This is a genomic window from Simiduia aestuariiviva, assembly GCF_014192475.1.
GTDB classification, from domain to species: Bacteria; Pseudomonadota; Gammaproteobacteria; order Pseudomonadales; family Cellvibrionaceae; genus Simiduia; species Simiduia aestuariiviva.
Map to the genome: position 1 here is coordinate 1,143,037 of NZ_JACHXZ010000001.1, position 14,893 is coordinate 1,157,929.

The window sequence follows — 14,893 nt, forward strand, 5'->3', positions numbered from 1 at the left end:
ATGAGTGCGTCCTTTGTACATTTGCGCCTGCACACGGAATTTTCTTTGTCTGATAGCGTGGTGCGTATCGGCGGTTTAATCAATCGCTTGAAAGAGTTGGATATGCCGGCTTGTGCCATTACCGATCAAACCAACTTTTACGGCCTCATTAAGTTCTATAGCAAGTGCGAAGGCGCTGGTATTAAGCCCATTGTCGGCGCCGATTTTCATTTGGCGGACGAGGAAGGTAATCCCACGCTGTTAACCCTGCTGGCGATGAATAGCCGAGGCTATAAAAACATCACCGAATTGATATCAAAAGCGTGGCAACACGGCCAGCACCACGGCGTCGCTAAAATCCAGCGGGCCTGGGTGAGTGAGCACGCCGAGGGCGTCATTGCGCTGTCGGGCGGTCGGCTTGGCGATGTGGGTAAAGCCCTGCTGGGCGGTCGCGCTGCGCAGGCGGCGGAGTTGTTGCAGGCGTGGCAGCGGGATTTCCCCAATCGCTTTTACTTGGAACTCACACGCACAGGCCGTGAAAACGAAGAAAATTATTTACACGCGGCGGTGGCACTGGCGGCGCAATTTCAATGCCCTGTGGTGGCCACAAACGACGTGTGCTTTTTACACAGCGAAGAGTTTGAAGTGCATGAGGCGAGGGTGTGCATCGGTGAGGGGCGCGCCTTGGACGATCCACGTCGCGAGCGCCGCTATAGCGATCAGCAATACTTGCGCACGGCTGACGAAATGGCGGAGCTGTTTGCCGACATTCCCGAGGCGGTGGCAAACACCGTGGAAATTGCCAAGCGCTGCACGGTGGATATTCAATTGGGCACCTACTTTTTGCCTGATTATCCGATACCCGATGACTTTGACCAGGGCGAAATTTTTGAAATTTACTCGCGCGAGTTTATGCGCAGTGAAGCCGTTAACGCCATGGTGGAAAAATGGGCCGGCAAGGAAGACACCCCAGAATATGCAGAGGCTTTGCGGGTCAATTTTTTCTTTCAGAAAATTACTTACGAAGGTCTTGAGTGGCGATTGGCTCGGATCTTAGATAAGCGCGATCCGGACTACGCCCACAAGCGACAACTATTTGTAGACCGGCTCAAGTTTGAGCTGGATATCATCATGCAAATGGGCTTTCCGGGCTATTTTTTGATTGTGATGGATTTCATCCAGTGGGCCAAAGACAACGGAATTCCAGTAGGGCCAGGGCGGGGCTCCGGTGCCGGCTCGTTGGTGGCTTACGCACAAAAAATTACCGACCTCGACCCTCTGGAATACGATTTGCTGTTTGAACGTTTCCTGAATCCAGAGCGGGTATCAATGCCCGATTTTGACGTGGATTTCTGCATGGAAAACCGCGACAAGGTGATCAGCTATGTGGCGGACAAATACGGGCGCGACGCGGTTAGCCAAATTATTACCTTCGGCACCATGGCGGCTAAGGCGGTGGTGCGCGACGTGGCGCGGGTGCTCGGCAAGAGTTACGGCCTAGCGGATAAATTGTCGAAAATGATTCCACCCACGCCGGGTATGACACTCAAGCAGGCGTTGGAGGAGGAGCCCATACTCACAGAATTTTTGGCGAGCGATTCCGAGGCGCAAGAAATTTGGGAAATGGCCGTACGGCTTGAAGGTCTTACCCGCAACGTCGGCAAGCATGCCGGCGGGGTGGTAATCGCGCCCACTAAATTAACCGACTTTGCGCCGCTGTATTGCGATGAAGAGGGCGGTGGTCTGGTTACCCAGTTCGACAAAAACGATGTGGAATCAGCGGGCTTAGTCAAGTTTGACTTTTTGGGTTTGCGCACGCTCACGATCATCGACTGGGCGGTGAAAATGATCGACCGCGATCGCAAGCTCACGGGCGAAGCGCCGCTCGATATCTCGGCGTTACCGCTCGACGATGAGCAAACATTTAAGTTGCTAAAGCGCGCTGAAACCACAGCGGTGTTCCAGCTGGAATCGCGCGGCATGAAAGATCTTATTAAGCGCCTGCAGCCCGATAACTTGGAAGACATGATCGCACTGGTGGCGTTGTTTCGCCCCGGCCCTTTGCAGTCGGGCATGGTGGATGACTTTATCAACCGTAAACACGGTCGCGCCAAGGTGGCCTATCCAGACGCCACTTATCAGCATGAAACCCTAAAACCGATTTTGGAGCCCACCTACGGGGTTATCGTATACCAAGAGCAGGTAATGCAAATTGCGCAGGTGTTGGCCGGCTATACGCTGGGCGGCGCCGACATGTTGCGCCGTGCCATGGGTAAGAAAAAGCCCGAGGAAATGGCGAAGCAGCGCTCTACCTTTGAGGAGGGCGCGGCGAGCCAGGGCATAGATCCGAATCTGGCCATGAAGATTTTTGACTTGGTGGAAAAATTTGCCGGTTACGGATTTAACAAGTCGCACTCGGCCGCCTACGCCCTTGTTTCCTACCAAACTGCGTGGCTCAAAGCTCATTACCCCGCGCACTTTATGGCGGCCACCATGTCCTCTGACATGGATAAGACAGATAAGGTGGTCACATTTATTGAAGAGTGTCGGGAGATGGGCCTGACCTTGTTGCCACCCGACGTAAACAGCGGCGAGTTCATGTTTAACGTCAATCCAGAGGGCCACATTGTTTACGGCCTAGGCGCCATTAAGGGCTTAGGTGAAGGCCCCGTGGATAACATCATCGCAGCGCGCAACGAGGGCGGCCCCTTCACTAGCCTGTTCGACTTCTGTGCACGTATCGACCCGCGCAAGGTCAACAAGCGCGCGTTGGAGGCTCTGGTGCGCTCGGGAGCCTTTGATCGCATTGGCCCCCAACAGAATCTCGATTACGACCGCGCCGTGTTGATGGCAGCCATAGGCGAGGCGGTAAAGGCGGCAGAGCAGAGCCACGCCAATGCCAGTGCCGGCATGATGGATTTATTCGGGGAAGTGGTGCCCACGGCGACAGAGGCCAATGGCGACGTCTACAGTGAGTTCAGCCAAGTCAAAAGCCTCACCATGCGTGAGCGGCTCGATGGTGAGCGCGATACCTTGGGCTTGTACCTCACCGGCCACCCCATTGATGAATACCACCGAGAACTGAAGTATTTGGTGTCCAATCGCATTGCTGACCTCAAGCCGGAGAAGTCGAACCAGCGCATTGCGGGCTTGGTGGTGGCCATGCGGGCAATGAAAACCAAGCGCGGCGACACCATGGCCTTTGTCTCCCTCGACGACCGCTCAGGGCGTATCGAAGTGGCCTTGTTTGCCGACACCTACACGAATTACCGCGATAAAGTGGTTAAAGATGCACTGTTGGTGATTGAGGGGCAGGTGAGCCATGACGATTATTCGGGCCAGTTAAAAATGCGTGCCGATACCGTTCACGACTTGGGTGAGGCGCGCGCCAACATGGCCAAGGGCGTGCACATGGAGTGGCATCCAGGCGAGGTACAGGATGGGCAATTAGAACAGCTACAGCGCCTCCTCAACGCACACCGCGGGGGCACTTGTCCTATCACCGTGGATTTCCGCACCGAGCAGGGGCGGGGGCGCGTGCACCTGGGCCAAGAGTGGCAGGTCAACGCCTCTGAGGACTTGCTGGCTGCGTTGCGTGAGTTATTTGGCGCCGAACGCGTGCGAATGGTTTACTAAGGCGGCGCAGCCCGCGGTGACTAAGTGGTCGTGTATTGTAGGGCGTTCATACGAATGTTTGAAATTATTGGACTTGAATCATAGGTATTTCTGACAAAAAGCCTGTGGATTTAGGCCGAAATTGTGGCCGCTAAGGGTGACTCGGCACCGCCTTTCGCGTATCTTTAGCGGCATTTTTAGGCCCCTCAAATGGGGGATAAGCGTGGGCGAAAGCCCCCAAACCAAGAATTGGCGAAGATGAACCTGAATTATTTGGATTTTGAACAGCCCATTGCGGTGTTAGAGGCAAAAATCGAAGAGCTGCGCCTAGTGGGCTCAGACAACGATCTCAACATCACCGAAGAAATCAGTAAGCTACAGGACAAAAGCCGAAAGCTTACGGCCAGTATCTACTCGGATTTGAGTCCTTGGCAGGTCGTGCAAGTGGCCCGTCATCCTCAGCGCCCCTATAGCTCCGACTATATCAAGCGTATTTTTACCGACTGGGACGAGCTGCACGGCGATCGTCACTTCGGCGACGATCACGCCATCATTGGCGGTGTGGCGCGCTTGGATGGCAAGCCAGTGATGGTTATCGGTGAGGAAAAAGGCCGCTCTGTGCCCGAAAAGGTCATGCGCAATTTTGGCATGCCCAAGCCCGAGGGTTATCGCAAGGCGCTGCGGTTAATGGAAATGGCCGAGCGTTTCAAAATGCCCGTGCTGACACTTATCGATACGCCCGGGGCCTATCCTGGTATCGACAGTGAAGAGCGTGGGATCAGTGAGGCCATCGCCCAAAACTTGGCGGTCATGTCGCGCTTGCGCACGCCTATAATCTGCACGGTGATCGGTGAGGGTTCGTCCGGTGGCGCCTTGGCCATCGGTGTGGGCGATCAGCTCAACATGCTGCAATACTCCACTTACTTTGTTATCAGCCCAGAAGGCTGTGCCAATATTATTTGGAAAACTGTGGAAAAGGCGCCCGACGCGGCCAAAGCCATGGGCGTAACGTCTACTGTGCTGGAAGAGCTGGGTATTGTGGATGAGACTATTCCAGAGCCCTTGGGCGGTGCCCATCGCAATATAGATGAAATGTGTATGACGTTGCAGGGCAAGCTGGTGGATCAAGTGGATCGCTTGTGCGCCTTGAGCACAGATGAGCTGCTCGACACACGCTATAAGCGCTTGATGAGCTACGGCAACTAAACGCCCATTCCAGTTTGTATTAAAGGCCGCACTAGCGGCCTTTTTTATTGCACAGCATCGCTAGTGGTGTGGTACAGGCTGGCGTAATTTGAGCAAGCAGCGGTTGATTGTAGCGACTAGACTTGGATGAGTTAGGTCTTTCACTACGGGAACCCTCAGTGTCGCACACACAGCAAGTGCCGTCGGCAGTGCGCGCCAGTCAGCTCACGCGTCAAATACCGCAGGAGTGGCTGTCATTGGCAGACGGCCTGCCATCACAACAAATACATAGCCTCGTGTTTGCCCAAAATCAGCTGTGGATGGCCACGCCGAATGGGTTGTGTGTGTTCGATGGCGAACACGTGGTGAAGTTGGACCAAGCGTCGGGCTTACTTACGCATGGTCTACGCACAATTAGTGCGGCTAAAGATCAGTTATTGGTCTGTTCTGACCTTGGCTTAGACGTCGTAGACTGCGGTAGCAAACGGGTACTGAACTCGCTCAACACTGCGGACTTTGGCATTGGTTGGTGCCAGTGTGCGGTAGCGCAACCAGATGCAAGCTACCTTATTGGGTCTGCCCGAGGGCTCCATCGTTGGCGCGCATCGCAAGCTGCGCCGACGCCGGTTTCGCCAAATCTTGCCGGCGAACCCATTGAAGACATGGCGACGGTTAACGGTAGCCTAGTATTAATCTTTGCGCGTCTCTCCGGTCTTTGGGTGTATCGACAGGGCGAGGTTCAGCCGTTGTTTCCCGGCGGGCGTTCGGGCATTGAAGACATTCAGCATATTTCAGCCTCGCCCTTTGGTTTTCTGGTGACGACCCTAGACGCCATATACCAATTCACCGCCGATTTACATTTGATTGGCAAAGTGGGGCAAGGTACGCGCCGCTGGACGGCGGCGTTCCAGGTTACCGCCAATTACATGGTCGGCAGCGACGCCGGCAATCTCTATGAACTTGCGGAAACAGCATCGGGACCAGATATTCCTCAGCCATTGGTCGAGGGGCTGGCCGTCAACGATGTCACGTTTGATCCGTTTGGGAACGTGTGGGTGGCCACGGATTTTACCGGCGTCTTAAAGCTACCCGCTTTGGGCAATTTCATCGATTGTTATGTCAGCAAGTTGCGCAATTCCTATTTGTCGGTTCGCAATACATCTGATCATCGTGCGGTCGTGGTGGGTGGAACGACAGCCAGTTTTTATTGTCCGTTTTCGTCCGAATTTTCCGCGCAGGAAATAGTCGCGCTGCGCGGGCACAAGTGTTGGGATGTAATCAATACCGCGGCCGGCGAGGTGTGGGCCGCTGCTGAGGCTGGCCTGATTTGGTTAACTAATATTAACAGCACATCTGCTGACTGCTACAAAGAGAAGTCTGTTGGCGCAGGTCGGTGTTTATATGATCTTGGCTCGGTGATGTTATTTGGCACCGTATCCGGGTTGTTTGCGTTTTATAAACAACACCACCGTTTCGAGCCAGTGCATGATGAACACAATAAAACATTGAGTTACGTGTATGCTATAGCAGAATATTCAGAGCACTATGTGTATGTGGGCACCTTAGGCCGCGGCTTGTGGCTCATGAATACGCAGAATTTTCATCTGTTGCCAGTGCCGTTGGTAGAGCCAGTGGCAAACATTTACAGTATTGCAACCAATGGTCGGCGCGCACTGGTGGCCGCCGATAATTACTTAGTGTTGATTGACGGCGATGACAGCAAAATTGTGTATCGCAGCGAGTCTGCCGTCGCGGCTTGGGCCTGTGCTTGGTTTGATGACAATTTGGCGATTCTAGGTACTTCACAGGGTTTGGTGCTGCTTGACATCGCATCTGGACGTTTGATGTTTCAACTTAAGCAGTTTCCCACACGCATCCATTGGGAATTTACCACTGCGCGTAGCTTGTGTCAGTCGGCGAGCGGGCGATATTGGTGTGGTACCAATGAGGCGTTGCAACACATTAACTTGGCTGCACTATTAGCCGCAGTAACGGCGCCAGAACCGCGCGTGGTGAGTGTGGAATCCGACGTAGACGTATCTGAAATGCAGGGAATGGTCACGGTGCTCGCCCCTCGGTGGCTGATGACCATGCAGCTTTCGAGCAGTTGGTATTGGTCGGAATCAAGTATTGGCTATCAATACCGCGTTGTTGGATTACATGAACAATGGCTGCCGCTCGGTGCGCCTACAATTTATTTGTGCTCACTTCCCGTTGGACGTTACACGCTGGAAGTCAAAGTAACTTGCGACCTACTACAACCTGTTGCGCCCACAACATTGTTAGTGATTGAAGTGCTTGGGCCGACCCGTTTAGCGAAGTGGCGCCATTCAATAGTGAATCTGGGGGCGAACTTGATCAGTTCGTTGATGCACCCGCGCTGGATTTGGCGACGCCGCCAACAATTGTTGAATTTCGAGCGTGCATTGCAATTAAAGGGCGCAGAGTTATCGAGTGCGCAGGCATCTATCAATGATCTGGTGGATCGCTCGACCCAGCACATTTATCAAGATCGACTGACTGGGTTGTTGAATAGTCGAGGGCTGGAACAGCAATTGGCAGATTGGGTAGAGTTAGCCATGTCTGGCGATGGCAATGTGGGCGTGCTTGCCGTAGAAGTGGATAGTTTTCATGACTACATTAAACTCAGTGGACAGTTGAGTGCTGAACTCTGCCACCTAAAAATATCTGAAGCACTTCAGCGTACATTGAGTAATGACGCGGTTTGTGTGGCAACAGAACAGAGCGGTTACTTTGTGGTGGTATTGAATGGCGCTTCATTATCGCTTGCGCAGGCAACGGCCGGTCGGCTTCGCGAGGCTATCAATGATTTGCAGTTATCAAATCCGGCTTCAACGGTGAAAGAGCATGTTACGGTGAGTATTGGGTGCTTTGATTTGGTCTCGTTAGTTAACCGCTTGGTATCGATTAATAGCTATCCAGAGATGGAGCGTACTCGGTGGTTGGCCAATCAGCTTTTGACGGAGGCCAAAAGTCATCTAGCCGTTTGCCAGCAGGCAGGTGGCGATCAAGTTTTCCCTAAAACCTAAAATTTTTTGGGCGTTTCCCGCTCCTTTTCCAAAAATTATTCTTTTGATCTAAATTCACGTGCCATAGGGCACACTGAAGCATATTGCCGGTGTTTACTGCGTAAATGGTGTTGCTGGAACAGCATTTTTATGTGCTTGCGCAACCTCATTCATGCCTTTGAGTCCCTGGGCAATTGGTCAAATGGTTTAAATCGATCGGCAATCGTCTCGATGTAGGCATCATCTTGCTGCTCTTCTGGCGAGGTGTCTTGTTGCGCGTTAGCTAGCGGCAGTTGTACTAAAAATTCCACGCCCGTGACGTCCAGTGGGATAAAGCTCAGCGTGGCGTTCTGTTGATCAGACGCAATGCTGAGCGCCCAGCGCGGTGGGTGCCGAAGGCTAGGCTCGAGTTTCACAAAGGTGGATTCAGCGCCGCTCAGGTTAATGGTGTGCGTTTTGCCATTGCTGTGCGCGGTGATCTCAATGCTCCGCAACGGTCGGCGAAACGCCCATTGAAGGCAATCTAGCGGTTGCTCAGCGTCGCAGTCATTGGCGACCAGTGTTTTATTGATGCAACTGGGTTTGCCATCGCGCACCTGCACGTCGACCACTTCAGTTTGAATTTCGTTGCCCTCGAACCCCTGGCCCTGTAACTCCAAGCGCAGCGAGTAGCTCTCGGGTTGGTTGACGACATTGCGGTGGCTTATTTGGCCCTCGTAGCCGGCCACTATTTGTTTTACAAAATAGAGTCCCAAGCCTTTTCCGTGGATTTGATCCTCAGTACGCGTGGTAAATCCCAGTTGGTAGATTTGCTGGGCTTTTGAGTCTGGGATGTGGGGCCCGTGGTTGTAAACCGACAATTGAATGGCCTGAGTATTTTTAGTGAGTGAGATAACCACTCTTTGATGTTGAGCGTGCGCTGCGGTACTTTGCTGGCCGTGAAAGTAGAGCGCATTTTTAATCAGGTTTTCTGCGGCGAGCACAATATGATTTTCGTTACCCAGCAGTTGGCATTGGTGGTCTAGGTAGCATTGGAACTGACTGTTGCCAAGTCGGATGATGTCTGGAGTGTCGGACAATTCACTGGCCGCCCCCTGCAGGCTGGGTTCAAGTGCACGATAGATCGCTTGATGGGCAAAGAAGGTGGGAACGAATGGCAGCTTGTGGTCCGGCTCTAATTGCTGCTGGTAAAAATATTCTTCACAGTCGCAGATGTGATTGTTGATGTGCAGCGCCATATTGTCAGCCGTGGATAAGTCCAATAGATCCCACAGGTAGCTAAGGCTAATCAACGCTTGCTCAAAACCGCTGTGTTGCGGGTTCATTCGCTGGCCGGCACGCAACGCTTGTTGAATTTTATCGTAACTAATGACGCCGTTGTGCCTAACTTCGGCGGCTATACCTTTGAAGTGCAGATATTTTTCATCGTACTCAATGTATTCTAAGAGTTTGTCGCCAATAAAGGCTTTCAGCTTTTCTGTTTGATTCGAGTGGCGCTGCGCTTTTTGTTGCAGTTGGCGCTTGCTCTGTTTGATGTGATCGAGCTGAGTCGCTAGATTTGCCTGTGCGTTATTGGCGCGACGGCGCTGGTACTGAAACCATAACAAGTCTACTAGCCAACATATGAGACCGGCGCACAGTGCGATCTCAGGATATGGGGGCGTAAACAGGTCTGATTCAAGTTTGAGCGCCTGCTGCCATTCCGGTCGTGCAGCAATCATTGTGAAAAGGGCCGCGCCCAGCAGTGCAATGGCGCCCAGCCAAGGGGTGCGTAAAAAGCTGCGCGTTAATGTTTTATCAGTTGCCATAGGTATTCCTTATTTGGGCGTGGACCAGGCGTAGGCACCTTGGTCGCCCGCAGTTATGATGCCCGATCCGGTTTTACATCGAGCCGTAAAGCTGCTCGCACCACCCTCCGCGTAGTCGAAAGCGCTGCGCAGTGTGCGTATATGTTGGCGGTAGTTGGCAGATGAAAATTTTTCGGGGTCCGCGTCCAATGCTTCGGCCATGGCCAGTGTGCCGACCGCGCGAGGACTCACCTCAACGAGATGTTTAAGAATCTTCCTCGGTGTTGGTGCCAGCGCACGTTTAGGGTTGTTCGGATTCATCAGTTTGACACCGCGCCAGTAGACATCCCAAGTTTGTAAATCGATGGTTAGCTCGCCACGAGACAAGGTTTGCGCCGCAGCCGCGTGTGTAAGTTGGCGTTGACGTAAAATGGCTTTGATGCGCCAGCATAAAACCTGTTCGACATTGCGTTGATGCTTGGCAATAAAATCGTGGGGCTGGGTTCGCTCGAAAGCGCTCGCTTCGATGTCCGTACCGCTGTGTTCTGACAGGTAAATAATGGGCAGATCGGGCCACTTTTTCTGCAGCGCTTGTGCAACGGCGAAGCCCGCGCTGTCGTTGCCATTCATGTTGGCGTCCAATATCGCGATATCGGGAGCCCGACTGGCTTGGGCAATGTATTGCTTGGCCGAATCGGTAAGATGGAACACCTCTAGCTGATTATCTTGCCCGTCAAAGTCGCCCGAACTCAGGGCTGCAGAGAACTTCTCTACCCAGTGGCTTTGATCTTCAACCCAAAATATGTGTGCCATTATGTGACCTGCGTCTCGTTTTTATGGGCCTGCGCCGCGCGTCGCTGCTTTTCTCACGGATTTTTCACAGCCCCTGCTTATAACAACACCAAGGACGCCTGCAAATGAGTAGGCCATAGGTTTTGTATAACACATTGTGGGAGACAGCAAATGTCTAGTGATCTGTTTGTGATCTGGCCCGGTGAGCCGGCTGTTAATCTGGCCCTCTGGCTGGTAATTATAGTGGTGATGATGTATCTCGGACGCGATGCCTCTCACCAATTGTTAAATCAAACGGGGCGCAGTATTTATCGCACTATGCGTATTGCCGCCTTTAGCCTGCGGGCCTGGCAGCAAACCCTGCGAACGCGCAACCAGGCGATTTTGCAGAGTGCGGGTGAGGCACAGGTTCGACGCGTCATAGAGCGCGAGTTTGTGCGCGTCAACGACACCATTGCTCGTGACTTGGGCCACTACCCAACCTTGCACCGTCAGGTGAGCGACACAGTGAGCCGGCTAGAAGACGATTACAACCGCGCCATAGATACACCACCGTCTCCGCCGGCGTGGTTGGAAGTGGTCAATACTGTGGCATCAATTCCTCGCAATGGCGACCCCGCGGCGGTGAAAATTCTGGATAGGATTCAACAGACTCTCGAGGGCGCTCACCGCGAGACAATGGATGCCTATATCAAAGCGAGTCGTCAATCGCACAAGCTGTTGGGTTCCATGCAGCCCCTGTGGCGGCAGGTGGGTGCAGACTTGCAAAAAGTAAAGCACGACGTCGAAAGTCTTGAAGAGCGCGCCGCGGTTATCGACGAACATATGACTGAGTATCAAGCCATTCGCAATTCCAGCGAAGCGGCCATGTCAAAACTGACTTCATCATCGCTGACGCAATTTTTTATCTCTGGGTTAGTGCTGGTGATTGCGGTCATGGGCGGCCTAATTAACTTTCAGTTGATTGCCATGCCCATGTCAGAAATGGTGGGTGGGACCAGCTATATCGGAGCCATGAAAACCTCGGACATCGCTGCGCTGGTGATTATTTTGGTGGAAATAGCCATGGGGTTGTTTTTACTGGAGTCGCTGCGTATCACCCACTTGTTCCCGATTATTGGCTCGATGGACGATCGCGTGCGTCGCCGCATGATTTGGGTAACGCTAACCATTTTGACGATTCTGGCTACCGTTGAGGCGTCACTGGCGTATATGCGTGATCTGTTGGCGCTGGATCGTGAAGCACTCACACAAACGCTGGCCGGGGCCAGCGTGGTGGAGGCTAATTTTCGGTGGATTCCCTCATTGGGGCAGATGATTATGGGCTTCATCTTGCCTTTTGCTTTGGCGTTTGTGGCGATACCGCTCGAATCATTTATTCACTCTGTACGCACTGTTGTCGGTTTGTTTGCGCAGGGCGTGTTAACGCTGTTGGCACTACTGGCGCGTTTGCTGGGTGCATTGGTGCAGCACGCGTTTCGGATTCTGGTACATGCTTACGATCTGGTCATTATGGTGCCGCTCAGTATTGAGCGCCTCGTAACGCGCAGCGCGCGCAGTAAGGTGCAAACCAGCAGCAGCGGCGCGAATACCGAAGTCCTTTGGCAGAAAGAGGAGAGCCAGTCATGAACAAGTTGATCACCCTAGGATTGGTGCTGGCGTTGACGGCCTGCACGCAAAAGGTGCCGCAGCAGCGAGCAGTGTATCTATTGCTGGACACCTCCGGCACCTACACAGAGGAACTCACTAAAGCGCAAAACATTCTGAATTATTTGTTGGCCACGTTAGATAGCGGCGATTCAGTGGCAGTGGCGCGTATCGATAGCGGCAGCTTTAGCGAGAAAGATATTATCGCCAAGGTGACGCTCGATGAGCGTCCCAGTCAGGCCAACCAACAAAAACGCGCGTTTAAGCAGCGAATGGATGACTACGTTAAGAGCGTCACTCGTGGCAGCCGCAATACCGATATCACCGGTGGTTTGATTCAGGCCAGTGAGTACTTGGCGGAAACCGGTGCAGGTGAGCAGTACGTATTGATCTTTTCAGATTTGGAAGAGGATCTCGCGAAGGGGCACATTCGAGACTTTCCCATCACCTTGGCGGGTATCAATGTGGTGGCGCTCAATGTCACTAAATTGCGCAGCGATAACATTGATCCGCGGGATTATCTAAAGCGTTTGGCCCGTTGGCAGGAGCGCGTAGTGACCGGTGGCGGTCACTGGCAGGTCGTCAATGATTTGGAGCGCTTGGATCAGCTAATTGCCAGTCGTTAACAGTTCTTCTGCAGGTGTTTTTGCACCTGTTCCCTCGCTTCGGCGCCGTTAGGGCGCCGTTTTTTTGTCCACTAATCGGGGTGTGGGTGCGTTAAGGTAGCGCTCTAGCATCGCATCGATTTTGCCCTCGCGATGCAATTGTTGGTACACCTCTGAAAGTTGTGCCGCACTCACCGGTGACTTGGGTGAAATGCCACTGACGGTGTCATAGGGGATATTCCAGCTGGTCACCACTTCAAACCGATCGTGCGCTTGGTGTTGTTGCAAAAAGTAGGCAATTAAAATATTGGAGTCGAGTAAGGCATCCAGTCGCCCTTGCGCTAACCGCTTGAAGTTCGCCTCCACATCCTTGGCATCGTCGCGCACCACCGTGCTTCGGTAGGGTTCATCGGACAGGCCGCGGTAGTGGTAGCCCAAAATCATCCCGACGCGTTTGCCCACTAGGTCATCTAGGGAATTGACTGTAAAGGTTCTCCCTTTTGCTTGGACCAACTGGTTATATTCGCGAATGAGGGTGCTGGTCCACTCCAGCGCCTCGGGTTTCTGTACCCAAGTGGGATGCCCCAGCAGCATGACATGGACCTTGCCACTGGCCAGATACTGTTCAATGCGCTTGCGAGGCACGCGCCGGAAAATCACGGGGCGTGCAAGGCGTTCGCTGATGAGCTCTGCAAGATCCCAATAGACGCCGCCCGAGACCTGATTGTTGTGCATGAAAACATAGGGCTCTTCTGCGTAGCCACCATAGGCGATTACCAATGGCTGTTTATTGGTCGATGTCGGTTTGGCCTCTGCAAATTGCACGAGCAAGGCGGCAAACAACATGAACGCTAAACGCATAGTGCAGGTCCCCAGCAGGTCGTTGGTGCCCAAATGAGGCACCTTAAGGAAGACCCACTGAGTATAGCAGCCGGGGGCTATTGGAGATGCGCGGGGGTTAGGCGGCGGTTTTGGCGCAGGTGGCCGGAGGTGGCTGATGGAAGCGCTTTTCTAAGTAGGCGATGATGTCGTTGGACTCAAACAGCCATTGCACCTGTTCGCCCTCTTGAATGCGAAGGCAGGGCGCTTTCACCTTGCCGGTAGCTGATTTGAGTTCAAGACGGAATTCGGAGCCGTCGTGAATATTGCGTGTTTGCATCGGTAAATTTAGTCGTCGCAGCGCACGGCGGGTTTTTATGCAGAAAGGGCAGGCATAAAACTGGTACAACGCCATGTGAGCCAGTTGGGCATTGACTTTAGCTTGTTCCGGCTTGGATCGTTTCATGGGCGCGGGGCGAGTCAGGTAGTCCACGAGAATGATGATGCGGCCAAGGCCTTCGCGGAGCAATTTCAAGATTATGCGCATAATGTTGTTTTGGCTTAAGCTAAAATGGCGCGCATTATAGGCCATTGTGGCGCAAGATTTAACGTTTAATCTGCACCCTGCTGGTTAAATTTCAGTCAATTTTGGAGTTGTTATGCCCAAAGCCTCGGCTCGTCATATTCTCGTGAAAACCAAAGCTGAAGCCGAACGGCTGAAGCAGTTATTATCCAATGGTGCGGATTTTGGTCAGTTGGCTAAAAAGCACTCAACCTGCCCATCCGGGAGAAAAGGGGGTGATTTGGGTGAATTTGGCCCCGGCCAAATGGTTAAGGCATTTGATCAAGTGGTGTTTAAAAAGCCTGTGCTGGTGGTACATGGGCCGATCAAAACGCAATTTGGCTTCCATTTAATCGAGACCATCTATCGAGATGAGTGACAGGCGAACACAGATGTTCGGAACGCCAAAGCTCGCGAACAATAGCGTCTTATTGAGCGAATTGTCAGGCTTGGAATACAGTGGCGGAGTTGAAGTGCGCTTAATGCAGAGGCGCTAAATTGGCAGCCCAACGAATGTCGGGCTGCGGGTAGCTAGATGTTAAATGTCAAAGAGGTTCTTGGTTTGCTTTTTGGCAATTTTGGCAGCCTTTTTTTCCTTGGGGGAAAGTAGGGCTTTTTTCTTGGTGTTTTTACTGCTCTTTAACTCTTTACTCATATTCGACTCCTAGGGGCTCTGCCCATAAACGGAAGACGTGGGCGCGATTGTCCCGGACAGCAGGGCAGCTTGCCCAAAGCGCTATCGCGTCAATCACCCACTGACACTAGGCCTTTGTTTGAGGTTTGTCTATGGGTTTGCCAACTATATTTTGTGCCAAGTTGGCTTTTCAGTTAGATAGCGAAGGGCCAAAAAAAACCGCCAAAGCGGCGGTTCTT

General features: G+C 52.8%; 10 protein-coding genes. 6 read left to right on the forward strand and 4 right to left on the reverse strand.

The features are described from left to right. The 3 genes from dnaE (at position 1) to FHS30_RS17355 (ending at position 7,829) form a co-directional block, all read left to right on the forward strand. Positions 1 to 3,615: a DNA polymerase III subunit alpha gene (gene dnaE, locus FHS30_RS05110; protein WP_183908940.1), complete on the forward strand. Its 3,615-nt coding sequence runs from the start codon at positions 1 to 3 to the stop codon at positions 3,613 to 3,615. Between the two features lie 237 nt (positions 3,616 to 3,852). Further along, positions 3,853 to 4,800, forward strand: a complete 948-nt coding sequence (locus FHS30_RS05115; protein ID WP_183908942.1) for an acetyl-CoA carboxylase carboxyltransferase subunit alpha — start codon at positions 3,853 to 3,855, stop codon at positions 4,798 to 4,800. Between the two features lie 158 nt (positions 4,801 to 4,958). Further along, a complete protein-coding gene (locus FHS30_RS17355) occupies positions 4,959 to 7,829 on the forward strand; it encodes a diguanylate cyclase domain-containing protein (protein ID WP_183908949.1) in 2,871 nt (956 codons plus the stop codon). A 149-nt stretch (positions 7,830 to 7,978) separates the two neighbouring features. Here the strand turns inward: FHS30_RS17355 and FHS30_RS05125 are convergent, their stop codons facing one another. Then, entirely contained in the window at positions 7,979 to 9,616 is a 1,638-nt protein-coding gene (locus tag FHS30_RS05125; RefSeq protein ID WP_183908951.1) for an ATP-binding protein, read from the reverse strand. Positions 9,617 to 9,625: 9 nt separating this feature from the next. Next, positions 9,626 to 10,408: a response regulator transcription factor gene (locus FHS30_RS05130; protein ID WP_183908953.1), complete on the reverse strand. Its 783-nt coding sequence runs from the start codon at positions 10,406 to 10,408 to the stop codon at positions 9,626 to 9,628. A 150-nt stretch (positions 10,409 to 10,558) separates the two neighbouring features. Here FHS30_RS05130 and FHS30_RS05135 point away from each other — a divergent pair, with 150 nt between their 5' ends. After that, entirely contained in the window at positions 10,559 to 12,016 is a 1,458-nt protein-coding gene (locus FHS30_RS05135) for a hypothetical protein (RefSeq protein WP_183908955.1), read from the forward strand. Beyond that, complete coding sequence (locus FHS30_RS05140; protein ID WP_246341129.1) at positions 12,013 to 12,660, forward strand: vWA domain-containing protein; 648 nt, start codon at positions 12,013 to 12,015, stop codon at positions 12,658 to 12,660. The genes FHS30_RS05135 and FHS30_RS05140 overlap by 4 nt, the downstream gene beginning before the upstream one ends. A 48-nt stretch (positions 12,661 to 12,708) precedes the next feature. On the opposite strand, the gene FHS30_RS05145 is transcribed toward FHS30_RS05140, so the two are convergent. Then, positions 12,709 to 13,500 carry a substrate-binding periplasmic protein gene (locus tag FHS30_RS05145; protein ID WP_183908958.1) on the reverse strand — a complete coding sequence of 264 codons (792 nt, stop codon included), beginning with the start codon at positions 13,498 to 13,500 and terminating at the stop codon, positions 12,709 to 12,711. Positions 13,501 to 13,597: 97 nt separating this feature from the next. After that, positions 13,598 to 13,993 (reverse strand): glutaredoxin family protein, encoded by a 396-nt coding sequence (locus tag FHS30_RS05150; protein ID WP_246341130.1) that lies wholly within the window; start codon positions 13,991 to 13,993, stop codon positions 13,598 to 13,600. A gap of 124 nt (positions 13,994 to 14,117) precedes the next feature. Between FHS30_RS05150 and FHS30_RS05155 the strand changes: the two genes are divergently transcribed. Next, a complete protein-coding gene (locus tag FHS30_RS05155; RefSeq protein WP_183908962.1) occupies positions 14,118 to 14,399 on the forward strand; it encodes a peptidylprolyl isomerase in 282 nt (93 codons plus the stop codon). The last annotated feature ends 494 nt before the right edge of the window (positions 14,400 to 14,893 follow it).

What these genes read in the sequence shown, in the direction of transcription:
- FHS30_RS05115 (WP_183908942.1), top strand. Translation starts at nt 3,853, where the DNA reads ATGAACCTGAATTATTTGGATTTTGAACAGCCCATTGCGGTGTTAGAG.
- FHS30_RS05155 (WP_183908962.1), top strand. Translation starts at nt 14,118, where the DNA reads ATGCCCAAAGCCTCGGCTCGTCATATTCTCGTGAAAACCAAAGCTGAA.
- FHS30_RS05145 (WP_183908958.1), bottom strand. Translation starts at nt 13,500, where the DNA reads ATGCGTTTAGCGTTCATGTTGTTTGCCGCCTTGCTCGTGCAATTTGCA.
- FHS30_RS05135 (WP_183908955.1), top strand. Translation starts at nt 10,559, where the DNA reads ATGTCTAGTGATCTGTTTGTGATCTGGCCCGGTGAGCCGGCTGTTAAT.
- FHS30_RS05125 (WP_183908951.1), bottom strand. Translation starts at nt 9,616, where the DNA reads ATGGCAACTGATAAAACATTAACGCGCAGCTTTTTACGCACCCCTTGG.
- FHS30_RS05130 (WP_183908953.1), bottom strand. Translation starts at nt 10,408, where the DNA reads ATGGCACACATATTTTGGGTTGAAGATCAAAGCCACTGGGTAGAGAAG.
- dnaE (WP_183908940.1), top strand. Translation starts at nt 1, where the DNA reads ATGAGTGCGTCCTTTGTACATTTGCGCCTGCACACGGAATTTTCTTTG.
- FHS30_RS05140 (WP_246341129.1), top strand. Translation starts at nt 12,013, where the DNA reads ATGAACAAGTTGATCACCCTAGGATTGGTGCTGGCGTTGACGGCCTGC.